Consider the following 22,586-nt stretch of genomic DNA (forward strand, 5'->3'; position numbering starts at 1 on the left):
CCGAACTGGAGAGGGACGAGGAAGGCGAGGAACCGGCGCCGGAAGTCGAGATGCACCGCACCGACACCTCCGAACCGGCGGCCCCGGCCCCGGCTTCCGTCCCGGCGGCGGAGCTGACTGCGGCGCCGTCCAAGCCGCCCGCCGGCACCCCGGCGGTCCCGCCGGCGCTGCTCGATCACGCCCGCTCGATCGCCGATGCGCACCGCCGCAGCACGGGCGAGCAGATCACCGCCGACGCGCTGACCGCGCGGCTCGGGCTGCCCGCTCCCACCTGCGAAGCCATCGCCGCTCAACTCCAACTCGCCTGATCAGAAACGGAGTCCCGTCGTGCGTCCGAACCGCTTCTACCACGTGATCCGCATCGGCCCGGTCGAGGTCGGCACCTACAACAACGGCCGTGGCCAGACCCGGCACACCGCCGCCTGCACCGCGCCCGGCTGCGGCTTCTCCACCGACCACCGCGACCGCTCCGCCGCTGAACTGGCCGCTCGCACACACCACTGCACCGCCTGACAGGAGGACGATCCCGTGTTCACCCCGAAGTACCCGCCCCAGGACACCGCGCCCGCCGTTCCGGTCCCGGCCTCCACGACCGACCACGCCCCGGCCCCGGTCCCCACCTCGCTCCCGGTTCCGGTGTCCCCGGCCACGAACCGGCCCACCGTCCAGCTCACGCCCGGTACCGCGCTCGCCCTCGTCGGCGGCGGCACCGCCGTGGTCCTGGTCGTCGGAGCGGTCCTGGTCTCCCTGCTCCTCGCGGTCGCGATCACCGGCGTCTCGGTCGCCGTGGTCGCCGTCGTGATCCGCCTCCTGATCAAAGACCAGAACCGGGGGCGGTGACCAGGATGGACACGCACATGATCGCGGCGGGCTTACCGGCCCTGGGCTGGGCCGTGCACGGCGGGATGCTCCTGCGCCGACTGGCCACCGCCCGCCGCGACCCCCTGACGGGCCTGCACACCCGCGCCGGATGGACCACCCGCGCCGAACACCTCCTGAACCGGCACCCGGCCGCGCTGGTCGTCCTCGTCGACCTCGACGACTTCAAGGCCGTCAACGACACCCACGGCCACGCCGCCGGGGACGCCGTCCTGACCGCCACCGCCCGCCGCCTGACCCACTGGTGCGGACGCCACGGCATCGCCGCCCGCCTCGGCGGGGACGAGTTCGCCGCCATCGTCACCGACCCCGCCCGCACCCCCGGCCCGGACGCCCTGCGCATCGCGCTGGCCCGGCCCGTGCCGCACGCCGGCGGTCTGCTTCCCGTCTCGGCCTCGGTCGGCTGCTGCCACCGCAGCGACCTGCCCGTCCCCGCCCTGACCGACGCCCTGTCCGCCGCCGACGCGGCGATGTACCAGGCCAAGGGCCACGGCCGACGCAACACCCACCACTGACCGCGAGAGGAACGATCCATGGGCATCTTCAGCCGCAAAACGAACTCCGAGCCCGCGAACCCGCAGATGGCCGAACTGGGCCGCGAGTTCGCCATCGCCCGCCGCCACGGCGACCGCAAGACCATGCGCCGCATCGGCCGCGAGTTCTCCGACACCGCCCGCAGCGACGCCGACACCGCCTCGTTCCAGCAGGGCCAGGAGGCGTACGACGCCCTGCCCCCGATCAACCCCCCGCGCCGCAACCGCCGACGCTGACGGCCCCGGGGCGGCTCTCTCGCCAAAGACCGCCGCCCCGGTGCCTGGACCCCTCATCAGATCCAACGGACCCGAAAGGGAAGCCCCATCATGCCCCAGCACGCCAAGACCGCGCGCGTCTGCCGCGACTGCGACGGCTTCGCCGCCGTCGCCATCACCACCGGCGCCCTCCACCGCGACGGCACCCGCGCCACCCTCCGCGTCGTCTGCCCGGCCTGCAAGGGCACCGGCCACGCGGTCTCCGCCGCCGGCCTCGCTCACGCCGGACGGTGATCGCCTTGTCTACCCTCGACCTCTTCGCCGGCCCCGGCGGCTGGTCCCAGGGCCTTCACGCCCTCGGCCTGACCGATATCGGCATTGAGACGGACCCCGCCGTCTGCGCCACCCGCACGACCGCCGGGCACGCAACGATCCGAGCCGATGTCGCCGAGCACCCCACCGCGCCGTTGCGGGGGAAGGTGTCCGGGCTGATCGGGTCCCCGCCCTGCCAGACGTTCAGCGCCGCTGGCCTGCGCGCCGGGAATACCGACCTGCCCCTGTGCCACCAGGCCTTGGACGACCTCGCCCACGGACGCGACACCCGCGGTGAACTGCGCGCTGCCTGCACCGACACGCGGTCCCTGCTCGTCGTGGAACCCCTCCGATACGCCTTGGACCTGCGACCCGACTGGATCGCCCTGGAGGAAGTCCCCGCGGTCCTGCCCCTGTTCGAGCACACCGCCCGCCTCCTGGCCGGCGTCGGCTACTCGACCTGGACCGGCGTCCTCAACGCGGCGGACTTCGGCCTGGCCCAGACCCGCCGCCGCGCCTTCCTGATCGCCTCCCGCACCCGCCCGGCCCTCCCGCCCGAACCCACCCACGCCGACGGCGGCACCCCCACCGACCTGTTCGGCGCCGGGCTCCCGCCCTGGCGGACCATGGACGATGTCCTGGGCTGCCCGCCCGCCCTGGTCGTCACCCGCGGGAACCACACCACCGGCGGCAGCACCTTCCCCACCACCGGCCCCTCGTGGGCGGTCACCGGCCGCGCCCGCTCCTGGATGCTCAAGGTCGGCAACCGGCCCTCCGCGACCCGGCGCCGCCTCGACCAACCCGCCCCGACCCTGCTGTTCGGCAAAGCCCTCAACGACGTCTCCTGGATCGACTCCGACGGCGCCCCGGTCCGGCGCCTGGCTGTCGAGGAAGCCGCCGTTCTTCAGGGCTTCCCCGCCGGCTACCCGTGGGCCGGCTCGCGCACCAAGCAGTTCCAGCAGATCGGCAACGCCGTCCCCCCGCCCCTGGCCACCGCCGTCCTGCGCACCGTCGTCCCGGCCGCGCTGGAGGTGGCCGCGTGACCGATGCCGCCACCCTGGCGGGCCTGGACCCGGCCACCCTCGCCGATGTGCTGAGGCTGGCCGGGTCTGACGGCTTCGACCGCATCCAAGAGCAGATCCGCCGCACCGGTGGCTGCACCGACCCGATCCGCCTCCACGGTTCCACCGTCACCCGCGACGCCGTGACCGGCCACGTCCTGCACTCCTACTCCACCGACACCGAACCCGGCGGCGTTCTGCGTCTCGCGTGCGGCAACCGGCGGGCCTCCCGCTGCCCCGCCTGCGCCTGGACCTACGCCGGCGACACCTACCACCTCATCCGCGCCGGCCTCGTCGGCGACCCGGCCAAAGGCACCCCCGACACGATCCGGGATCACCCGCGGGTCTTCGCCACGCTCACCGCCCCGTCGTTCGGCCCGGTCCACAACCGGCCCGGCAACCGGCCCTGCCGCTGCGGCACCCGCCACCCCGAGGACGCGCCCGAGCTGGGGACTCCGCTCGATCCGGAGAAGTACGACTACGCGGGGGCGGTGCTGTGGAACAACCACGCCTCCGACCTGTGGCGCTACTTCACGATCTACCTGCGCCGCGAGATCGCCAAGCGCGCCGGCCTCACCCAGAAAGCCGCCCGCGAACAGTCGCGAGTCTCCTTCGGCAAGGTCGCCGAGTACCAAAAGCGCGGCGCCGTCCACTTCCACGCCGTGATCCGCTTCGACGGCCCTGACGGACCCGACAGCCCGCCGCCGGCCTGGGCCACCCTCGACCTGCTCACCGACTCCATCCACGCCGCTGCCGCCCGCGTCGCCGTCGACGTGCCCCCGGCCGGCGAGCAACCGGCCCGCACGCTGCGCTGGGGGACCCAGCTCGACGTACGCCCGATCCGGGCCTTCGGCGACGGCTCGGAGATCACCGAACAGGCCGTGGCCTCCTACGTCGCCAAGTACGCCACCAAAGCCGCCGAGACCACCGGCACCGTAGACCGGCGCATCGGCAACAAAGAGGCCCTCGAACTCCTCGGCGTCCCCGACCACCCGGCCCGGCTCATCACCGCGTGCCTAGACCTTCACCCGCTCTACCCGGACCGGAAGCTACGGGACTGGGCGCACATGCTCGGCTTCCGCGGCCACTTCTCCACCAAGTCCCGCCGCTACTCCACCACCCTCGGCGCCCTGCGCCAGACCCGCGCCGACTACCGCGCCGCACAGCAACGCCAAGCCCTCGGCCTGCCCGACCCGGACGACGAGGAAGCAACCACCCTCACCCTCGCCCACTGGGTCTACGCCGGCCACGGCCACACCCCCGGCGAATCCTGGCTCGCCGCCAACACCCGCAGAGAGATCCAGCACAACCGCGAAACCGCCCGCGAAGAACTAGCAGATCCGCGTCACCAGGGAGGGGACGACCATGAATGAGCGGTACCTCAGTGTTGATCAGGTCGCCGAGATCCTCGGCACCACCGTCCGCTTTCCACGGCGTCTGATCGAGGAACGGCGGATCACGTACGTCAAGGCCGGGCGGCACGTCCGCATCCCGGAGAGCGCCGTTGATCAGTACATCGCCGAGCACACGGTTCAGCCGGTGGCCGTTCGTCGCGCCGGGCTGCGGAGGGTCGCCTGATGCCCCGTAAGCGCAAGTCTCGTCGTGCCTTCGGACGGGTCCGCAAGCTGCCGTCCGGCCGGTTCCAAGCTCGCTATCCGGGACCTGACGGCATCCTGCGACCGGCTGACCGGACGTTCGCTACCTCGACGGACGCTGACCGGTGGCTGGCCAAAAAGCGCATCGAGATCGAAGAGGGGCGTTGGCTCGATCCGGCGGATGGACAGACGACCGTACGCGCCTGGGCCGCTCGCTGGCTGGCTGCCGTCGCTCCGCAGCTGAAGCACAAGACACAGGCGTCGTACCGCTCGCTGATCAACTCGCGGATCAATCCGGTGCTTGGTGACCGGGAGCTGTCGAGCTTGTGGCCCATCACCGTCACTGAGTGGGTCGCAGCGATGCGGACCGAAGGACTCAGCGCCTCGCGCATCCGCCAGGCGTACCGGGTGCTGTCTCAGATCATGGCGTCGGCAGTCGACAATGACCTGATCGGGCAGACTCCGTGCCGTGGTGTGCGGCTTCCCCGTATGCCGCAGACTGAGCCGCACATCGTCACCCCGCTGGAAGCCTCGCGCATCGTGCACCATGCCGAGAAGCCGCATGACCTGCTGATCGCCCTGCTCGCCTTCGCGGGTCTGCGGGTTGGTGAAGCGTTCGCGCTGCGGCGTTCGGACGTCGACTTGGCCGGCTGCTTCCTCCTGGTTGATGAGAACCTGGCCGAAGCGAATGGCGCCCTCGTCTTCGACACCCCCAAGTCTCATCAAAAGCGGCTTCTGCGGCTGGCACCCTCACTGGCGAAGCGGCTCGGGGCCTACCTCGACGTGTTGGCCGGTGGAGACGACGCCCTGTTGTTCACGACTCCCGCGGGCAAGCCGCTTCGCTACAACCAGTGGCGCAAGGCGTACTTTGACCCGGCGGTCTCGGCGGCCGGCCTAATGGACGTGACTCCACACGACCTGCGGGCGTCCCACGGCACTTGGGTTGCCGACCGGTACGGCGTGATGACCGCCGCGCACCGCCTGGGCCACTCGAACGCGAGCGTGACGACTCGGCACTACGCCCGGCCGGTCGCCGGTCGTGATGATCAGGTGGCCGAAGCCTCCGATGCGTGGTTCAGCGGGCACGATGACGTCCCTGGGGCACGTAAGGGGCACGATGACGGCGAAGACGGCCCCGCCGGGGTGCTTGCACCCGCCTGACCTGCGATGAAGCGGCCATCGGTCGTCACCGTGGAAAGGTCTTGAAAACCGTCGTGGCAGTGATGTCACCGTGGGTTCAAATCCCACACCCACCGCGGTGCTTGAGAGTCCCTGACCGGCAGGATCGGTCGGGGACTCTCCTTGTCCCCCCTCGCTGCGGGCGGCCGGGGCTCGGGGCGCCCTGAGTGAGCTGGTCGTCGGCGTGCAGGACCTTGACCAGGTCGCCGCGGGCGCGGGTGGTCGCGCTTGAGGGCGCCGGGGTTCTTACGGGTGCCGGTCCGTTCGGCGGGCGGCTGAGGCGATGGTCGCCCGGGCTTCTCGTTCGGTGAGGCCGGTGGTGGTGGCCGCGGCGGTGAGCGGGATGGTGAGGGCGGGGCCGATGCCCGTCTCGTAGGCGCGGCAGGCGGCCCAGAACAGGCGGGCGTTGCGCTGGCCCTCGTGGGCCGCGAGGACGAACCGCACCAGGCTCTCGCCCGAGCGGTCACCCTGCGGGTGCGCGCGGTGGCCGGGGGCGTGCGGCGGGGGCAGGAGGAGGCGCAGCAGGGCCGGCGGGCAGGGGGCGGGCGGCAGACGGCCGGTGCCCGGGGCGACGGCGTAGACGCCGCGCTCGGTGCGCGAACCGGGGCCGACCAGGTAGCCGCCCGCCCCCCGGATGTCGATGCCGGGCGCCAGCCGGCTCGCGGAGTTCGGGACGGCCACGTCCGCGGGCCCGCTCAGCCACAGGTGGCGGCCCCCGCTCGGGGTCAGGACGACCACGGTGGCGGGGACGGTGAACAGGTGCCGCCGGGCGAGGCCGCGCAGCGCGGCCACGGCGTCCGTGCCGGCCTTGGTGTCCAGGTCGACGCCGATCAAGTGGTACGGCGGCAGCCCGCAGGCGATGCCGTAGCCGGTGGCGCGGGGCGCGGCGGCGAACAGCGCGCGCACGCGCGCCGGGTCGGCCGAGGCGTCGTGGACGCCGTGGCCGAAGCGGCCGCACTCGCCGTGGCAGGGCGGGCGGCCGGGGCCGGGGTCGTCGCGGTGGGGGGAGCGCAGGGCCGGGAGCTTCGTCCGGGACAGGGGGATCACGGCCAGGCCGCGTTCGGCGGCTGACAGGGCGTGCGCGAGGGCCGGCGTCGTGGCCTGCCGGTCAAGGAGGGCCATGGATTCATGGTCGTACGTGCGTTCGAAAAAGGGAAGAGGGGGTGAGCCGGCACGCCCGGGAACGCGGTGTCGTGGACGGATCCAGCAGGAGTTCCAGGCGGTCGGCGGGTGGTGTCCGGTGGTTTCCGGGGATCTGTGCAGGGACGTTTCGGCCGTTGCGGGGGCCGTGTGACGGAAGGGTGGTCCCGGTCCCTGCGCAGGGAACTCGCGCCGGTTCCGAGGAGACGAAACGTCGTGAAAGGGGTTTATCGACCCGTCCTCACGCTTGCGTGGGAATCGGGATCTCCGGGGTGGTACACCGGGGGCCGGTGGGCAAGTCTGGTTCCGCGACGTCGCACAGAGCGCCGGGGCGGTCGGCCGACCTCCCTGGTGACAGCCGAACTTCAGCACCTCTCACTGAAGGAGCACCATGGCAAGCCTCCGTACCGTCCGCGTTCTCGCCGCCGTCACCGCGCTCCCACTCGCCGCCGCCCTCTTCACCGGCGTCGCGGCGGCGGACAACGGCGCCTTCGCGGGCAACGGATCGAACGCGGGCGCCGCGAGCGTCGCCGGCAGCGGCGTCGGCCGCGACAACGCCGGCAACTCCTCCACCGCGCAGCAGCAGGCGGTCGGCGCCGGCGCCTCCAACCAGAGCAACAGCGCCCAGGTCGACGGCTCCGCCTTCACCGGCGTCCAGCAGGGCAACAGGAACCTCGCCGTCCACTTCACCCCTCTGTGGTGAGCCGGGGCGGGCCGGTGCGCTTCGTGGGGAAGCACCGGCCCTGACACCCCGGGGACACCCCGGGACGTGCTCGTGGGGATGTGACACAGCCTGCGCGGCGGTGCCTCGGCGCCGCCGCGCAGGCGTGCGTACGAGGGGGGGTGCCGGGCCGGCGCGCGTGCGACAGCCGTACGGCGGGCGCGCGGGAGGAGTGCGGGGCAGGCGAGCGGGCGGGGGCGTGAGACAGGGCGCGTGCGCGCGGGTGTGCGGCAGGGGTGCGTACGGCGGCAGCGGGCGGGGGGCGCGGCGGTGCCGGGCCGGGGTGGCACCGGCCGTCATCCAGGGGGGAACCCGCAGTACCCGGCTCGCCCTCGTCCACCTTCAGGAGGTGCGGACAGCCCCACCCCTACAACCTGAGGGGGACGACGCTTCGGGACCTGCGGGCGATCCGCCGCCGGGACGCCGCTCCTAGCGTGGAAGCCATGACCACACCCGTCTGCGCCAGTGCGTCGACCGCCGCCCTGCCGGCGACGCCCGACCCGGCGTATCCGTCGTTCGCCTCGTACATGCGGGCCCGCCAGCCGGTGCTGCTGCGCGCCGCACGGTCGTTGACCGCGAACCCGGCCGACGCGGAGGACCTGCTGCAGACCGCGCTCACCAAGACGTACGTCGCGTGGGAGCGGATCGAGGACCACCGCGCCCTCGACGGCTACGTCCGCCGCGCGCTGCTGAACACGCGCACCTCCCAGTGGCGCAAGCGCAAGGTCGACGAGTTCGCCTGCGACGAGCTGCCCGAACCGGAGCAGGTGGCCGGCACGGCCGACCCCGCCGAGCAGCAGGCGCTGCGCGACGCCATGTGGCGGGCGATCGCCAAGCTGCCCAACCGGCAGCGGGCGATGGTCGTCCTCAGGTACTACGAGGACCTCTCCGAAGTGCAGACGGCCGAGGTGCTCGGGGTGTCCGTGGGCACGGTGAAGTCGGCGGTGTCACGGGCCCTCGGCAAGCTGCGCGAGGACCCGGAGCTGGCAGTCGCCCGCTGAGCCACGGCTACGGCCCCGGACTCGGCTACAGCCCCGGCTCCGGCTCCCGGTCCGCCCGGCCACGGCTCCGCGCGCCCCGGCCCCGGCTCCCGCGTCCCCCGCCCGGACATCGATGTCCGACCCCGATGTGGGCAATATTGCGTCGCCCGTTCCCCCGGGCCTAGTGACATACCGCTTGGTATGTGCGCAGAATCGGCGCAGCCCCCTACCACCGCGTAGGCAACGCCGCCTCGGGAGGACGCCGCCGTGCTGAGCACCATGCAGGACGTACCGCTGACCGTGACCCGCATCCTCCTGCACGGGGTACGGGTGCACGGACGGTCCCAGATCATCACCTGGACCGGCGAGGGGGAGCCGCAGCGGCGCAGCTTCGCGGAGGCGGGCGCCCGCGCGGTGCAGCTCGCGAACGCCCTGCGCGACGAACTCGGCGTCCGGGGCGACGACCGGGTCGCGACCCTGATGTGGAACAACGCCGAGCATGTCGAGGCGTACTTCGCCGTCCCCGCCATGGGCGCGGTGCTGCACACGCTCAACCTGCGCCTGCCCGCCGAGCAGCTGACCTGGATCGTCAACCACGCCGCCGACCGCGTGATCATCGTCAACGGCTCCCTGATCCCCCTGCTCGCCCCGCTGCTGCCGCAGCTGACGACGGTCGAGCACATCGTCGTCTCCGGCCCCGGCGACCGCGCCCCGCTCGACGGCGCCCACGCGCGCGTGCACGAGTACGAGGACCTGATCGCGGACCGGCCGACCACGTACGACTGGCCCGAGCTGGACGAACGCCAGGCCGCCGCCATGTGCTACACCTCCGGCACCACCGGCGACCCCAAGGGCGTCGTCTACAGCCACCGTTCGATCTACCTGCACTCCATGCAGGTCAACATGACGCAGTCCATGGGCCTGACCGACCAGGACACCTCGCTGGTCGTGGTCCCGCAGTTCCATGTGAACGCGTGGGGGCTGCCGCACGCCACCTTCATGACCGGCGTCAACATGCTGATGCCGGACCGGTTCCTCCAGCCCGCCCCGCTCGCCGAGATGATCGAGCGCGAGCGGCCGACCCACGCCGCCGCCGTCCCCACCATCTGGCAGGGCCTGCTCGCCGAGCTGACCGCCCGCCCGCGCGACGTCTCCTCCCTCACCCAGGTCACCATCGGCGGCTCCGCCTGTCCGCCCTCCCTCATGCAGGCGTTCGACAAGCTCGGCATGCGGGTGTGCCACGCCTGGGGCATGACGGAGACCTCCCCGCTCGGCACGGTGGCCCGCCCGCCGGCCCACGCGGTCGGCACCGACGAGGAGTTCGGCTACCGCCTCACCCAGGGCCGCTTCCCGGCCGGCGTCGAGGCCCGCCTGACCGGCCCCGGCGGCGAACGCCTCCCCTGGGACGGCGAGTCCGCCGGCGAGCTGGAGGTGCGCGGCCCGTGGATCGCCGGCGCCTACTACAACGGCCCCGACGCCGAACCGCTGCGTCCCGCCGACAAGTTCAGCGAGGACGGCTGGCTGAAGACGGGCGACGTCGGCACCATCAGCCCGGAGGGCTTCCTCACCCTCACCGACCGCGCCAAGGACGTCATCAAGTCCGGCGGCGAGTGGATCTCCTCGGTCGATCTGGAGAACGCCCTGATGTCCCACCCGGACGTCGCCGAGGCCGCCGTCGTCGCCGTCCCGGACGACAGGTGGGGCGAGCGCCCACTGGCCACCGTCGTCCTCAGGGAGGGCGCCGGCGTCGGCTTCGAGACGCTGCGCGACTTCCTCGCCGTCGAGGGCGGGATCGCCAAGTGGCAGCTCCCGGAGCGTTGGACGATCATCGCGTCGGTGCCGAAGACCAGCGTCGGCAAGTTCGACAAGAAGGTGCTGCGCAGGCAGTACGCGGCGGGCGAGCTGGACGTCACCCGGTTCTGAGGCGGCGGACCCGCGGGCGCCGGGTTCGCGAGCAGCGGGTTCCCGGGCGGTGGGCGGCGGCGGCCGTACGCCGCCCACCGCCCTCGCCGCCTCCCCCCGGGCACCTCACCGTCGTACGGCCGTCGTCGTCCACCCCAGCACCAGCCACACCGCCGCCACCGCGCACACCCCGGACCAGCCCCAGTGGGCGAAGGCCGGGGCGGCCGCCGAGGACGCGAGTGCGGCGCCCGCGAAGCCGGAGACGACGTAGGCGGTGTTGGCGGTCGCCGGGGTGGCGGTGGTCGTCAGGGCCAGGGTCTGGTTGGCGACGTGGGACGCCACCAGGGCCGCGTGGATCGCCACGGCGGCCACGAACAGCGCCGCCATCATCCGCCCGCCCAGCCAGAACAGCGGCACGGACGCGGCGGCCAGGACGTACGCCGACCGTACGACCCTGGTCGCGCCGAACCGGTCGACCAGCCCCCCGGCCAGCGGGGCCACCGCGCTCGCGGCAAGCCCGAACAGGCCGAAGAGACCTGCGGTCGCCGTGGTCAGGCCGTACGGCCGGCCCGTCAGCAGCAGCGCGAGCGAGGTCCACAGCGCGCTCCAGGCGCCGAACATGCCCGCCTGCCGCAGGCACGCGCGCCACAGGTCGGGCGAGCGGCGGACGAGCCCCGGCAGCGCGGCGACGCCGGACAGCAGCGGACCGGCGCCGCGGCGGCTCTCCGACGGCAGGGCGAACGCGGTCGCGAGCCCGAGCGCGAGGGTCAGCACGGCCGCGCCCACGAACACCCAGCGCCAGCCGAACGCCTGCCCGGCCAGCCCGCCGAGCACCCGGGCGGCGACGATGCCCGTGAACAGGCCCGCTATCACCGCGGCCACATGCCGGGCGCGGCGGTCGGCGGGGGCGCGTTCGGCGACCATCGGGACGAGCAGCTGAGGCACCACGGTCGCGGCGGAGGCGACGAACACCGCCGCCGCGAGGGCCGCGGCGCCGGGTGCCAGCGCGGCCGCGACGAGCGCCGCCGTCGTCGCCAGGGACAGCCCGGCCACCAGCGGACGCCGGTTCACCCGGTCGCCGAGCGGCGCGAAGAACAGCAGCCCGGCCGCGTACCCGAACTGCGCCACCGAGGCGATCCAGGCCACGGCGGACGGCACCGAGCCGAAGTCCCGGGCGATGAGGGGGAGCATGGGGGCCGCGAGGTAGATGTTCCCGGCGGTGACGGCCGTGCACAGGGCGATGAGGGCCAGGAAGGCGTTGGGGCGAAGGCTCCGGCGGGGGCCGGTCCCGGCGGTGGTGGGCGGGGGCGCGGTCGTGGACGCGGTCGCGGACGCCGTGGTGGTGGGGACGGGTGACGACGGCATGGGCTGTGGGCCTCCGATGCGTACGTACGGGTTTCACAACCAACTGGTTGGTTGGAATGGTGAACAGTCTGCGACGGCGGGGGATTCCCCGTCAACCAAATAGTTGGTTGGCCGACGGCGTACTCTGTCCCCATGGCAGCGAGGGACCCCGAGGCCACCAAGGCCCGGATCTACGAGGCGGCGGTCGCCGAGTTCGCCCGGCACGGCGTCGCGGGCGCCCGCATCGACCGCATCGCCGCCCAGGCCAAGGCCAACAAGCAGCTGATCTACGCCTACTTCGGCAACAAGGACCAGCTGTTCTCCCAGGTGCTGAGCCGCTCGATGGTGGACCTCGCGGCGGCCGTGCCGGTCGACCCGGACGACATCGAGGGCTGGATCGACCGGCTGCTGGACTACCACGCGGCCCACCCGGAGTTCCTGCGCCTGCTGTTCTGGGAGGGCATCGAGTACGGCGCCGCCGAACTGCCGGACGAGACCGAGCGCCAGGACCACTACGCCCGCAAGGTCGCCGCCGTCCAGGACGGCCAGGACCGGGGCGTGCTCAGCGACGCCATCCCCGCGCGGGACCTGATGTTCCTGCTGATGGCGCTGGCCGACTGGACCGCCGTCGTGCCCCAGATCCAGCGCATCCTGGTCGGCGCCGCCGACACCGACCAGGACCGGCTGCGGGCGTCCGTCAAGGAGGCGGCCCGCAGACTCGTGGCGAAGTAGCCCGCGGACGCGCGGCGAAGCGGGCCGGTCGGCCCGGCCGTGAGCCGGTACCGGGAGCCGTGCCCGTGCCAGTACGGGAGCCGTCAGTTGGTGCCGATGCGGGCCAGCAGGTCCACGATCCGCGTCTGCACCTCGGCGCTGGTGGACCGCTCCGCGAGGAACAGCACCGTCTCGCCGGAGGCCAGCCGGGGCAGTTCGGCGGGGTCCACGGCGGCCGTGTAGACCACGAGCGGGGTGCGGTTGAGCCGGCCGTTCGCGCGCAGCCAGTCCAGGATCCCGGCCTGTCGGCGGTGCACCTGCATCAGGTCCATCACCACCAGGTTGGGCCGGAACTGCCCCGCCAGCGTCACCGCGTCGTTGTCGCTCGCGGCCCGCGCCACCTGCATGCCGCGCCGCTCCAGCGTCGCGGTGAGGGCCAGCGCGATCTCCGCGTGCTCCTCCACCAGCAGGACCCGCGGCGGGTGCTGCTCGCTGTCGCGCGGCGCGAGCGCCTTCAGCAGCACGGCCGGATCGGCGCCGTACGCCGCCTCGCGCGTCGCCTGCCCGAGACCGGCCGTGACCAGCACGGGAACCTCCGCGGCGACCGCGGCCTGGCGCAGCGACTGCAACGCGGTCCGGGTGATCGGCCCGGTCAGCGGGTCGACGAACAGCGCGGCGGGGAAGGCCGCGATCTGCGCGTCCACCTCCTCCCGCGAGTGCACGATGACGGGCCGGTAGCCGCGGTCGCTGAGCGCCTGCTGCGTGGTGACGTCGGGGGCCGGCCACACCAGCAGCCGGCGCGGGTTGTCCAGCGGCTCGGGCGGCAGCTCGTCGTCCATCGGCTGCGGACGCGGCGTGTCCGCGATCTCCACGGCGCCGCCGGGACCGTCCAGCGGTTCGGGCCCCTCGGCGGCGTTCTCGTCCGGGGCGCCTATGGCGTACGACCGTCCGGCGCCCTCGGTGCCCGGCGCGAGGCGGGGCTGTCCGGGCAGGGACGACGACGGGGGTTGCGGCGACTGCGCCTGCGGGGACGGCGCGGCCGGGGACACGGGCGGGGCGGGTGCCGGTTCGGCCGCCGGGGGGTTCGGGCGGCCGGCCTGCTCCGGCCGCTGCTCGCCGCGGCCGGCCGCGGGGTCGGGCGGGGTCCCCAGCTTGCGGCGGCGACCGGAACCGCCGGGCGCGTGCGGGGGCGGGGTCGTCTGCTGCTGCACCTGCGCGGCCTGACGGCTGAAGGGCACGCCCTGACCGAGCGTCCGCACGCTGATCGCCCGGCCCTGGGTGGAGTCGGGGTCGACCGGTGCGGCGGCCTCGGCGGGCAGGGGCTGCGCCGCACGGGGGGTGCCGCCGGCGGGCGCCGCCGGGGCGGCGGGCGTCTGGCCGGTCGCCGGGGCGGCGGGCGTCTGGCCGGTCGCCGGGGCGGTGGTCTGCTCGGGCGGGAGCGGGGTGCCGGTGGTGGGCGTGGTGGCGGCCGGGACGCCGGGTGCCGGGGCACCGGGGGCAGCGGCGGCCGGAGACTGGGCCGGGGGCAGGGGAGCGCCGGGGGCGCTCGGCGGCACGGGGGCGGCGGCCGGCACCGGAGGCACGGGCACGCCGGCGCCCTGGGTGCCGTCGGCACCGGCGGGCCACTGCGGGGTAGCGGGGGCGCCGGGGGCCGGGACCGGCTGCGCGGGAGGCGCGGCGGGTAGGCCCTGGGGCGGGGTGCCGGGCGACTCGGCCGGGAGCGGTCCACCGGAGGCACCCTGCCCGGGAACGGCGGGCGGCTGCGCGACGGGCGTCCCGGGGGCGGGCACGGCCGCGGCGGCGCCCTGACCGGGCGGCGGCGTCACACCCGCGACCTGCGGTCCGGCACCCGGCTGACCGGGACCGACCGGAGGAACGGTCCGAGGAGCGGCCTGGGGTACGTCCTGCGAAGCCACGGCCACCGGCGCGCCGGGCGCGACGGCAGGGCCACCCGGCACCGCACCGCCCGGCACGGCAGCAGCGGGTACGGGGCCGCCCCGCACCTGACCACCGGCCGCCGGGCCGCCCTGCAGGGGAACGCTGGGACCGACGGGCACGCCGGTCATACCGGGCACCCCCGGTGCGCCGGGCATCGCGACACCTTGCCCGACGGCCGTCTCCCGCGCGGGCGCACCCGGCACGGGCATCGCGTCCGCCCCCGCGGCCGCCGGAGGCTGCGGCGGGGTCACCGCGCGGCGCCGTCGCCCGGTGGGCGCGGTGGTCGGGTGCGGCTGCGGCGGGGTGCGGTCGTCGTCGGCCTGGTCGAGCGGTACGGCGTCGTGCCGCCCCGCCACGGGGGCGGCACCGGGACCCGCGCCCTGGGCGGGAACCCGCGCCGAAGGCGCGGCCTCGGGCTCCGGCCGGTCCGCGTCGGCGGGCGGCAGGGCGAAGACCGTGCGCGGGGCGGCCTCCTGCGCGGCGGCGCGCTCGTTCGCCGCCGCCAGGGCACGCCGCCGTCGCCCGGTCGGCTGCGCACCGGAGCCGTTGGGGCCAGCGGAGTCACCGGGGCCGGTAGCGCCCTCGGCGGCGAAGTCCGCGGGGACCCCGGCGCCGGCCTGGTCGGCCGCCGGAAGCGCCGGGGGCAGTGCGTGGGGCTGGGACGACTGGGGCTCACCGATCTCGCGCCGGGCGCGCCGTCCGGTGGGCGCGGGCACGCCCTGCGGCGGCACCGTGCCCCCCAGCCCGGAACCGGCCGCCGCCGCACCGGCCGCGTGCTCGGCGGCCGTGACCACGGCTCCCTCGGAGACGCCGGCACCGTCGCCGACCCCTGCGGTTCCCGCGGGTCCGACGGGCCCGGCGATCTCGGCGGGCCGCCCCCGCCGACGGCCCGTACCGCCGGACGCCTCGCCGCCCTGAGCCGCGCCCTCGCCCGCGCCCTGCGCCGGAATCTGCGCGCGAACGGGACCGGGCACGGCGGGGGCGGGTCCGGGCGAGTCGGCGGCACGCCGCCGGCGTCGCCCGGTCGGGGCGGACCGGGCGTCGCCGTCCGCCGGGGTCTCGCCCTCGACGTCGTCGGCGTCCAGGAACGCGTCCGTGGAGCTGCGCCGGGCCCGCCGCCGGCCGCCGGCCGTGGCCTGCGCGGGCAGCGCGACCTCGGCGCCGACGCCCTCCGCAGGACGCGCGGCCGGGTCGGCGTCCGCCGCCTGCTGGGCGTACTCCGGGACGTGACCGGCGGCCACGGCCCCCGCCCCGTCGCCGATGGGCACCTCGAGGACGTACGCGCTGCCGCTCATCCCCGGCACCTCGACCGTCTGGAGCACGCCGCCGTGCGCGCGGACGATGCCGCGCACGATCGGCTCGTGCACCGGGTCGCCGCCGGCGTACGGGCCGCGGACCTCGATCCGGACGACGTTGCCGCGCTGGGCCGCCGCGACCACGACGGTGTTGTCCATGTAACCGCCCGCGGAGACGGGCGAGTTGCCGGTGGCGTCCACGCCCGCGACGTCCGCGACGAGATGGGCGAGGGCGGTGGCCAGGCGCTGCGGGTCCACCTCCGCCTCGATGGGCGGGGCGTGCACGGCGAACTGCACCCGGCCGGGCCCGACGAGCTCGACGGCCCCGTCCACGCCGGCGGCGACGACCGCGTCGAGCATCACCTTCGTACGGGTGATCTCCTCGCTGCCGACGTCGAGGCGCTGGTAGCCGAGGACGTTGTCGATGAGGGTGGTGATCCGCGAGTAGCCGGCGGACAGGTGGTGCAGCACCTGGTTGGCCTCGGGCCACAGCTGGCCGGCGTCGTCGGCGGCGAGGGCGGCCAGTTCGCGGCGCAGCTCGTCCAGCGGGCCGCGCAGGGAGCCGCCGAGCAGGGTCAGCAACTGGTCGTGGCGGGCGGCGAGGGCCTCGTAGCGGTCCTTCTCGCGCTCGCCGAGCGCGGCGTACCGCTCCTCGTTCGCGGCGAGTTCCTCCTCGTGCCGCTCGGTGAGCTCATCGATCTCGGCGACGTGCCGCTGGCGCAGGGCGGTGAGTTCGGAGCCGTGCTCCTCGGCGAGCCGCTCCAGCTCCTCCTCGTGCCGCTTCTCGGCGGCGGCCTTCTCCTCGGTGAGGGCGTCGTAGGGGCGGCGGTCGGCGAAGGTCATCACGGCGCCGACGAGCTGGTCGCCGTCGCGGACCGGCGCGGTGGTCAGGTCGACGGGCACCTTGTCGCCGGCCTTGGACCACAGCACTTGGCCGCGCACCCGGTGCTTGCGCCCGGAGCGCAGCGTGTCGGCGAGCGGCGACTCCTCGTACGGGAACGGGGAGCCGTCGGCGCGGGAGTGCAGGACGAGCGTGTGCAGCTCGCGGCCGCCGAGTTCGCCGGCGCGGTAGCCGAGGATCTGGGCGGCGGCGGGGTTGACGAGGACGATCCGCCCGTCGGTGTCGGTGCCCACGACGCCCTCGGAGGCGGCCCGCAGGATCATCTCGGTCTGCCGCTGCGAACGGGCCAGTTCCGCCTCGGTGTCGACGGTGCCGGACAGATCGCGCACGACCAGCATGAGCAGCTCGTCGCCGGTGTAGCCGGAGGTGTCGTACGCCTGCTGGCCGTTCTGCAGATTCGCGCTCGTGACCTCGACCGGGAACTCGGTGCCGTCGGTGCGCCGGGCGATCATCCGGGTCGGCTTGGTGCGGGCGCGCGGGTCGATGTGGTCGGGGCGGCGCATGGAGCCGGGGATGAGCTTGGAGTCGAACTGCGGCAGCAGATCGAGCAGCCCGCGTCCCACCAGCGCGGTTCCCGGGGTCTCGAAGGCCTCCAGGGCGATGGTGTTGGCGTTGACGACCGTGCCGTTGGCGTTGACCAGCACCAAGGCGTCGGGCAGCGCGTCGAGTATGGCAGCGAGGCGAGCAGCGCCTCGGGATGGCCTGCTGCTCACGAGACGCTTCCTCCCTGTCACCGCACCTTGCCGACCGCGGGGGCCATCTTGCCAACCGGCCCGCAGCGTGTCACGCGAAGGAGTCTAAGCGCTGGGGTTGCGCTCGCGACGGCGGATGAGAGGCAGGTCGCACGACGAGGTGACAGTCGGCCCGCGTCGGCCCGCCCTCGCGCGGGGCGCCCTCCGCGGGCCGTCGGTACCGGAGGACGGGCACCACCGGAGCCGGAGGACGGGCACCACCGGAGCCGGAGGGCGGGGGGCACCGGAGCCCTGGCGAGGCGGAGCACCGAGGTCCGGGCGCGACGGATCACCCGAGGTCGGGCAGGAGGGGCACCAGCCGCCTCCAGCGGGCGATCTCGCAGCCGTTGCCGCGGGTGTAGAGGGCGTCGACGGGACGCCCGGCCCAGACACCGGTGACGCGGGCGGTGGCCGGACCGCCGTACTGGAGGGTGCAGACGGTGCCGTCGGGCACGGGCGCGAAGGTGTCACGTCCCCAGCGCGTGTTGCGGTCGAGCGCCGTGCACGCGCCCCGCGCATCGGGATGGCTGCCGTACGCGGGATGGCAGGACAACTCGTACGTCCCGTCCCGGCCGTCGCCCGCGTCCCGGACGGTGACGGTGAGGTGATCGCCGGCCCGGTCCTCGTCCCGGAGGGGCGGCGGCGCCCCGGCCCCGGCGGCGGCCGCCCCGGCGAACAGCGCGGTGAGCGCGGCGCACGCCCCGGCGGAGACGACGGCCCGGACCAGGAGCCGCACCGGGGAGACGGAGGGCGTGGAGGAGGCGGACGAGGCGGTGGACGCAGAAGGGGACGGCGAAGAAGAACCGGACGACGAAGAAGAGCTGACCTGCACCATGTCCGGACCAACGCGGCACAGCGCCGGAGGTTGCGCCGGGGCCGACACAGCGGGACGAGGCTTTGCCCTGGGACCCGACCGCCTAGTACCGTGGGTGGCGATTGGTGGCACCCCGCAAGTCTGTGTCATCATCTGCACGCACCGATCGCGCGCTTGCGTGAGCGGTTGTGCTGGAGGCGTCGCCTAGTCCGGTCTATGGCGCCGCACTGCTAATGCGGTTTGGGCCTTAAAGCCCATCGAGGGTTCAAATCCCTCCGCCTCCGCGCAAGATCCCCGAAGCCCCGGTCCCAGGACCGGGGCTTCGGCGTTTCCCGCCGATCGCGTACCCGGCGCCGCTCTCTCCCCGCCCGTGCTCCGGTGCCGCGTGGCCCCCGTCACTTTTCGCCACCCGACGCCCCGGGACCCGCTCCCCGACCCTCGGCGCGCACCCCACCCCCGAACGACGTTTGCGCAGGTCAGGTCGGGTGGAGGGAATGGATTTCACATGACGGCGGCAGTCATGTAATGTTCTTCCTGTCGCCGCGAGCGGGCCGAAAGGACCGGGGGCGGAGATGGAAAACAGAACAAGCACTCGTAGCTTAACGGATAGAGCATCTGACTACGGATCAGAAGGTTGCAGGTTCGAATCCTGCCGAGTGCACACAGGACAGAGGCCCCGGAGAGATCCGGGGCCTCTGGCGTTTCTGCGGACTGTGGCGGTGTCCGACCGCGACGCGAGGGCCCGGCGTTGTCAGTGGGGGCTCGTAGGGTCGGGATGATGGCGCAGGTGTGGAAGTGCTCGGGGCTGCGGTGGTCCGTGGACGGGCCCGTGCTGGTGTGGCGGGACGGACGGACCAGTGCGCTGCCGTGGGGCAAGCGCGTGGCCTTCCGGGTCGCCGAAGGGGGTCCCCGGGCGTGCGTGGGGGCCCGGGGGCACGCGTGTCCCGTAGGGGCTTCGGTGCCGGGGCGGAGTACCGGGGCGCGGTGTGAGGAGTGCGCGCGGCTGGACCGGGCGCACTCGGTGGCCGCCGACACGATGGCGGACGACCCGCGGCCGTACCGCGTGTATCTCGCGTGGTTCGGGCCCGGGATGGCCAAGGTGGGGATCACCGCGGTCGAACGGGGTCCGGCGCGGCTGCTCGAACAGGGCGCCGTCTGCTTCAGCTGGCTCGGCGCCGGTCCGCTGATGGCCGCCCGGCGGACGGAAGAACTGTTGCGCGCCGCGCTCGGCGTGCCCGACCGGATTCCCTACGCCCTGAAGCGCGCCGTCCGGCCCGCCCTGCCGGCGGGCGCGGCGGAACGGGCCGCCGAGATCCGGGAACTGCACGGGCGGGCGACCACTCTGCCCGGCTGGCCGGAGTCGCTGGAGCGGGCGCCGTTCCGGCCCGTCGACCATCTGGACGTGTTCGGTCTCGCGGGGCTGCCCGCTCCCGTCGGCGCGGTGGGCGAGCTGGTCGCGGGCGGAGGCGTGAGCGGGGAGCTGGTCGCCGCCGCCGGGCCCGATCTGCACCTCGCGGTGGGCGACGGGGGCGGGGTCGTCGTGCTCGACACCCGGCTCATGACCGGGTGGGGGCTCGGTCCGTGGGACGCGGAAGGTGACGGACTCACCCTGCCGGTACGGGAGTTCGAGTCCGTGCGGGAAGTGCAGGACGGGTTGTTCTGAGGCCGGCCCCGGGAGAGGGCGGCCGGGGGCCGTCAGGGTGTCGGCGACGGGCCGCGGTTCCGCAGGGCCAGGGCGCGGCAGGGGCACAGTGCGTGGGGCGGCGCGATGGTCCGGCACAGGCGTGGTGCGCGGGGCGACGTCGCTTCGGCCGTCGTACGGACCGTCACCGGACCGCCGTTTCCCAGGTGTTCCCTGAGAGGCGCCTGTGCGTTTCTCAGGGAAATCACAGATTCGTGCAAGCGTGTTCTCAGAGGGCGCCGACAAGGTGTCCGCCATGACCACGACCTCGCCCCAGGGGCGCACCGAACTGCTGAGGCCGGACGGGAGCCCCGTCCGGGTGCTTGTGGTGGACGACGAGCTGTCGATCACCGAACTGCTGTCCATGGCCCTGCGCTACGAGGGCTGGCAGATCCGCAGCGCGGGGGACGGGCAGGGCGCCGTGCAGACCGCGCGCGAGTTCCGGCCCGACGCCGTCGTCCTCGACATGATGCTGCCCGACATGGACGGCCTCGCCGTCCTGGGCCGGCTGCGCCGCGAGCTGCCCGACGTGCCCGTGCTGTTCCTGACCGCCAAGGACGCGGTGGAGGACCGGATCGCCGGGCTCACGGCGGGCGGGGACGACTACGTCACCAAGCCGTTCAGCCTGGAGGAGGTCGTCGCCCGGCTGCGCGGGCTGATCCGGCGCGCCGGCGCCGCCGACCGGCGCTCGGAGTCCGTGCTGGTCGTCGGCGACCTCACCCTGGACGAGGACAGCCACGAGGTCTCGCGCGGCGGGCAGGACATCCACCTCACCGCCACCGAGTTCGAACTGCTCCGCTTCCTCATGCGCAACCCGCGGCGCGTGCTCAGCAAGGCGCAGATCCTGGACCGCGTGTGGTCGTACGACTTCGGCGGGCAGGCCAACGTCGTCGAGCTGTACATCTCCTACCTGCGGCGCAAGATCGACGCCGGGCGGCAGCCGATGATCCACACCCGGCGCGGCGCCGGCTACCTGATCAAGCCCGCGGTCTCATGAGCGGGCGGCGAGGGTCGCGTACGCGGCGGCGGGCTCCCGAGCCGCGAACGCTGCGGACGCGGCTCGTCGTCGCGTCCGTGGTGCTGATCGCCGTGGTCTGCTCGGTGATCGGCACCGTGACGACGCTCGCCCTGCGCTCCCACCTCTACGAACAGCTCGACGGCCGGCTCACGGAGGTCGCGATGCGCGCGGCGGGCGGTCCCCGGCCGCCGGACGCCCTCACGGGCGGAGGCCCGGCGCCCCGGCGGCAGGGCAGGAGCGTCAAGCTGGACGAGTTCGTCACGCACGGCCCGCAGCCCGAGAAGACGATCGTCGCGAAGGTCGACGACGGGACCGTCACCGACGCCCAGGTCGGCACCAAGGTCAACGACGACAACAACGTCCCGCAGATGGACGCCAAGCCGCTCACCGGCACCCAGCTCGGTGTGCTCGACGCGGTCCCGCGCGACTACCGCAAGCACACGGTGGACGTCCCCGGCCTCGGCGGCTACCGCGTCCAGTACGTGTCCGGCCCCAACGGCGCCTACTACGTGGCCGTCCCCACCTCCGACGTCGAGAACACCGTCACCACCCTGATCCTGGTCGAGATCAGCGTCACCACCGCCGGCCTCGTCGCCGCCCTGCTGGCCGGCGCCGCCATCGTCACGGTCGCCCTGCGCCCGCTGCGCCGCGTCGCCGCCACCGCCACCCGCGTCTCCGAACTTCCCCTGCACACCGGCGAGGTGAACCTCAGCGAGCGCGTCCCGGAGCCGGAGACCGACCCGCACACCGAGGTCGGCCAGGTCGGGGCCGCGCTCAACCGCATGCTCGACCACATCCACGGCGCGCTGCACGCCCGGCAGCAGAGCGAGACCCGGGTACGGCAGTTCGTCGCGGACGCCGGCCACGAGCTGCGCACCCCGCTCGCCTCCATCCGCGGCTACGCCGAGCTGACCCGGCGCGGCCGTGAGGAGGTCGGCCCGGACACCCGGCACGCGCTCGGCCGCATCGAGTCCGAGGCCGGGCGGATGACGCTGCTCGTGGAGGATCTGCTGCTGCTCGCCCGGCTGGACGCCGGCCGGCCGCTGCGGTTCGGGCACATCGACCTCGTCCCGCTCGTCGTCGACACCGTCAGCGACGCGCGGGCCGCCGGCCGGGACCACGACTGGCGGCTGGACCTGCCCGACGAACCCGCCCTCGTCTCGGCCGACGCGGCCCGGCTCCAGCAGGTGCTCGTCAACCTGCTTGCCAACGCCCGCACCCACACCCCGCCCGGGACGACCGTCACCGCGCGTGTGCGGCGTGCCGGGCCGTGGCTGTGCGTGGACGTCCAGGACGACGGGCCGGGCATCCCGGCCGAGCTGCTGCCGCACGTGTTCGAACGGTTCGCCCGGGGGGACTCGGCGCGCTCCCGCGCCACCGGCTCCACCGGTCTCGGCCTGGCCATCGTGCGGTCCGTGGCGACCGCGCACGACGGCGCCGTCACCGTCGACAGCGCGCCCGGCCGGACCGTCTTCACGGTCCACCTGCCCGCCCTCCGCCGAGAACCGAACGCTCACACGAAGGCCCTCGCGAACGGCCATGCGCAGAACCACTCCCCACCTCATCCACCGCCCCGCTCACAGGCACGCCACAGTGTCACCACACCGGTGCGACAGGGCAGTTGAGAAGAGTCAG

Annotated in this window: 20 protein-coding genes, 2 tRNA genes and 1 pseudogene; 19 read left to right on the plus strand and 4 right to left on the minus strand. The window is 74.3% G+C overall.

The genetic code is table 11. From position 1 onward, the window contains the following. The 10 genes and pseudogenes from AB0N63_RS35200 to AB0N63_RS35245 all read left to right on the plus strand — a co-directional run. A pseudogene (locus AB0N63_RS35200) lies at positions 1 to 308 on the plus strand (SpdA protein); the annotation flags it as partial. Between the two features lie 19 nt (positions 309 to 327). After that, entirely contained in the window at positions 328 to 513 is a 186-nt protein-coding gene (locus AB0N63_RS35205; protein ID WP_365535922.1) for a mobile element transfer protein, read from the plus strand. A gap of 15 nt (positions 514 to 528) precedes the next feature. Further along, positions 529 to 840 (plus strand): SpdD protein, encoded by a 312-nt coding sequence (locus AB0N63_RS35210; RefSeq protein ID WP_365535924.1) that lies wholly within the window; start codon positions 529 to 531, stop codon positions 838 to 840. Positions 841 to 845: 5 nt separating this feature from the next. Then, complete coding sequence (locus AB0N63_RS35215) at positions 846 to 1,394, plus strand: GGDEF domain-containing protein (protein WP_365535926.1); 549 nt, start codon at positions 846 to 848, stop codon at positions 1,392 to 1,394. A gap of 18 nt (positions 1,395 to 1,412) precedes the next feature. Continuing rightward, positions 1,413 to 1,649 carry a hypothetical protein gene (locus tag AB0N63_RS35220; protein WP_365535929.1) on the plus strand — a complete coding sequence of 79 codons (237 nt, stop codon included), beginning with the start codon at positions 1,413 to 1,415 and terminating at the stop codon, positions 1,647 to 1,649. A 90-nt stretch (positions 1,650 to 1,739) separates the two neighbouring features. Continuing rightward, positions 1,740 to 1,922 (plus strand): hypothetical protein, encoded by a 183-nt coding sequence (locus tag AB0N63_RS35225; RefSeq protein WP_365535932.1) that lies wholly within the window; start codon positions 1,740 to 1,742, stop codon positions 1,920 to 1,922. Between the two features lie 5 nt (positions 1,923 to 1,927). Next, positions 1,928 to 2,983: a DNA cytosine methyltransferase gene (locus AB0N63_RS35230; protein ID WP_365535934.1), complete on the plus strand. Its 1,056-nt coding sequence runs from the start codon at positions 1,928 to 1,930 to the stop codon at positions 2,981 to 2,983. Further along, on the plus strand, positions 2,980 to 4,374 hold the full coding sequence (gene repSA / locus AB0N63_RS35235; RefSeq protein ID WP_365535937.1) for a replication initiator protein RepSA: 1,395 nt from the start codon (positions 2,980 to 2,982) through the stop codon (positions 4,372 to 4,374). The genes AB0N63_RS35230 and repSA overlap by 4 nt, the downstream gene beginning before the upstream one ends. After that, positions 4,367 to 4,579, plus strand: coding sequence for an excisionase family DNA-binding protein (locus AB0N63_RS35240; protein WP_365535940.1), 213 nt, complete (start codon positions 4,367 to 4,369; stop codon positions 4,577 to 4,579). The genes repSA and AB0N63_RS35240 overlap by 8 nt, the downstream gene beginning before the upstream one ends. Continuing rightward, positions 4,579 to 5,757, plus strand: coding sequence for a tyrosine-type recombinase/integrase (locus AB0N63_RS35245; RefSeq protein ID WP_365535943.1), 1,179 nt, complete (start codon positions 4,579 to 4,581; stop codon positions 5,755 to 5,757). The genes AB0N63_RS35240 and AB0N63_RS35245 overlap by 1 nt, the downstream gene beginning before the upstream one ends. 264 nt (positions 5,758 to 6,021) lie before the next feature. Here the strand turns inward: AB0N63_RS35245 and AB0N63_RS35250 are convergent, their stop codons facing one another. Next, on the minus strand, positions 6,022 to 6,897 hold the full coding sequence (locus AB0N63_RS35250) for a bifunctional DNA primase/polymerase (protein ID WP_365535946.1): 876 nt from the start codon (positions 6,895 to 6,897) through the stop codon (positions 6,022 to 6,024). 409 nt (positions 6,898 to 7,306) lie between these two features. On the opposite strand from AB0N63_RS35250, the gene AB0N63_RS35255 reads away from it, so the two are divergent. The 3 genes from AB0N63_RS35255 (at position 7,307) to AB0N63_RS35265 (ending at position 10,539) form a co-directional block, all read left to right on the plus strand. Further along, complete coding sequence (locus AB0N63_RS35255) at positions 7,307 to 7,618, plus strand: hypothetical protein (RefSeq protein WP_365535949.1); 312 nt, start codon at positions 7,307 to 7,309, stop codon at positions 7,616 to 7,618. 461 nt (positions 7,619 to 8,079) lie between these two features. Then, positions 8,080 to 8,637: a SigE family RNA polymerase sigma factor gene (locus AB0N63_RS35260; protein ID WP_365535951.1), complete on the plus strand. Its 558-nt coding sequence runs from the start codon at positions 8,080 to 8,082 to the stop codon at positions 8,635 to 8,637. 246 nt (positions 8,638 to 8,883) lie between these two features. Further along, a complete protein-coding gene (locus tag AB0N63_RS35265; protein WP_365535953.1) occupies positions 8,884 to 10,539 on the plus strand; it encodes a long-chain fatty acid--CoA ligase in 1,656 nt (551 codons plus the stop codon). Positions 10,540 to 10,644: 105 nt separating this feature from the next. Here the strand turns inward: AB0N63_RS35265 and AB0N63_RS35270 are convergent, their stop codons facing one another. Next, the gene (locus AB0N63_RS35270; RefSeq protein WP_365535955.1) at positions 10,645 to 11,883 is read right to left on the minus strand and encodes an MFS transporter; all 1,239 of its coding nucleotides are present in this window, start codon (positions 11,881 to 11,883) and stop codon (positions 10,645 to 10,647) included. A 132-nt stretch (positions 11,884 to 12,015) separates the two neighbouring features. Here AB0N63_RS35270 and AB0N63_RS35275 point away from each other — a divergent pair, with 132 nt between their 5' ends. Next, positions 12,016 to 12,594, plus strand: coding sequence for a TetR family transcriptional regulator (locus AB0N63_RS35275; RefSeq protein WP_365535956.1), 579 nt, complete (start codon positions 12,016 to 12,018; stop codon positions 12,592 to 12,594). Positions 12,595 to 12,677: 83 nt separating this feature from the next. On the opposite strand, the gene AB0N63_RS35280 is transcribed toward AB0N63_RS35275, so the two are convergent. Both AB0N63_RS35280 and AB0N63_RS35285 read right to left on the minus strand, forming a co-directional pair. Then, a complete protein-coding gene (locus AB0N63_RS35280; RefSeq protein WP_365535958.1) occupies positions 12,678 to 17,420 on the minus strand; it encodes a PAS domain-containing protein in 4,743 nt (1,580 codons plus the stop codon). A 307-nt stretch (positions 17,421 to 17,727) separates the two neighbouring features. Further along, positions 17,728 to 18,273, minus strand: coding sequence for an SSI family serine proteinase inhibitor (locus AB0N63_RS35285; protein ID WP_365535961.1), 546 nt, complete (start codon positions 18,271 to 18,273; stop codon positions 17,728 to 17,730). Positions 18,274 to 18,445: 172 nt separating this feature from the next. On the opposite strand from AB0N63_RS35285, the gene AB0N63_RS35290 reads away from it, so the two are divergent. The 5 genes from AB0N63_RS35290 (at position 18,446) to AB0N63_RS35310 (ending at position 22,576) form a co-directional block, all read left to right on the plus strand. Beyond that, positions 18,446 to 18,536: transfer RNA gene (locus AB0N63_RS35290), tRNA-Ser, on the plus strand. Positions 18,537 to 18,840: 304 nt separating this feature from the next. Continuing rightward, positions 18,841 to 18,913, plus strand: a tRNA-Arg gene (locus AB0N63_RS35295). A gap of 117 nt (positions 18,914 to 19,030) precedes the next feature. Next, positions 19,031 to 19,915 carry a DUF2797 domain-containing protein gene (locus AB0N63_RS35300; RefSeq protein ID WP_365535963.1) on the plus strand — a complete coding sequence of 295 codons (885 nt, stop codon included), beginning with the start codon at positions 19,031 to 19,033 and terminating at the stop codon, positions 19,913 to 19,915. Between the two features lie 274 nt (positions 19,916 to 20,189). After that, positions 20,190 to 20,930: a response regulator transcription factor gene (locus tag AB0N63_RS35305; protein ID WP_365535966.1), complete on the plus strand. Its 741-nt coding sequence runs from the start codon at positions 20,190 to 20,192 to the stop codon at positions 20,928 to 20,930. Further along, on the plus strand, positions 20,927 to 22,576 hold the full coding sequence (locus AB0N63_RS35310; RefSeq protein WP_365535969.1) for a HAMP domain-containing sensor histidine kinase: 1,650 nt from the start codon (positions 20,927 to 20,929) through the stop codon (positions 22,574 to 22,576). Before AB0N63_RS35305 ends, AB0N63_RS35310 begins: the two co-directional genes overlap by 4 nt. Positions 22,577 to 22,586: the final 10 nt, after the last annotated feature.

Origin of the sequence: Streptomyces sp. NPDC093260, from assembly GCF_040683715.1 — a bacterium.
Taxonomy (GTDB): Bacteria; Actinomycetota; Actinomycetes; order Streptomycetales; family Streptomycetaceae; genus Streptomyces; species Streptomyces sennicomposti.

Coding starts and splice junctions, on each gene's coding strand:
- AB0N63_RS35310 (WP_365535969.1), top strand. CDS start 20,927: ATGAGCGGGCGGCGAGGGTCGCGTACGCGGCGGCGGGCTCCCGAGCCG.
- AB0N63_RS35270 (WP_365535955.1), bottom strand. CDS start 11,883: ATGCCGTCGTCACCCGTCCCCACCACCACGGCGTCCGCGACCGCGTCC.
- AB0N63_RS35250 (WP_365535946.1), bottom strand. CDS start 6,897: ATGGCCCTCCTTGACCGGCAGGCCACGACGCCGGCCCTCGCGCACGCC.
- AB0N63_RS35245 (WP_365535943.1), top strand. CDS start 4,579: ATGCCCCGTAAGCGCAAGTCTCGTCGTGCCTTCGGACGGGTCCGCAAG.
- AB0N63_RS35285 (WP_365535961.1), bottom strand. CDS start 18,273: ATGGTGCAGGTCAGCTCTTCTTCGTCGTCCGGTTCTTCTTCGCCGTCC.
- AB0N63_RS35275 (WP_365535956.1), top strand. CDS start 12,016: ATGGCAGCGAGGGACCCCGAGGCCACCAAGGCCCGGATCTACGAGGCG.
- AB0N63_RS35255 (WP_365535949.1), top strand. CDS start 7,307: ATGGCAAGCCTCCGTACCGTCCGCGTTCTCGCCGCCGTCACCGCGCTC.
- AB0N63_RS35260 (WP_365535951.1), top strand. CDS start 8,080: ATGACCACACCCGTCTGCGCCAGTGCGTCGACCGCCGCCCTGCCGGCG.
- AB0N63_RS35225 (WP_365535932.1), top strand. CDS start 1,740: ATGCCCCAGCACGCCAAGACCGCGCGCGTCTGCCGCGACTGCGACGGC.
- AB0N63_RS35240 (WP_365535940.1), top strand. CDS start 4,367: ATGAATGAGCGGTACCTCAGTGTTGATCAGGTCGCCGAGATCCTCGGC.
- AB0N63_RS35215 (WP_365535926.1), top strand. CDS start 846: ATGGACACGCACATGATCGCGGCGGGCTTACCGGCCCTGGGCTGGGCC.
- AB0N63_RS35300 (WP_365535963.1), top strand. CDS start 19,031: ATGGCGCAGGTGTGGAAGTGCTCGGGGCTGCGGTGGTCCGTGGACGGG.
- AB0N63_RS35220 (WP_365535929.1), top strand. CDS start 1,413: ATGGGCATCTTCAGCCGCAAAACGAACTCCGAGCCCGCGAACCCGCAG.
- AB0N63_RS35305 (WP_365535966.1), top strand. CDS start 20,190: ATGACCACGACCTCGCCCCAGGGGCGCACCGAACTGCTGAGGCCGGAC.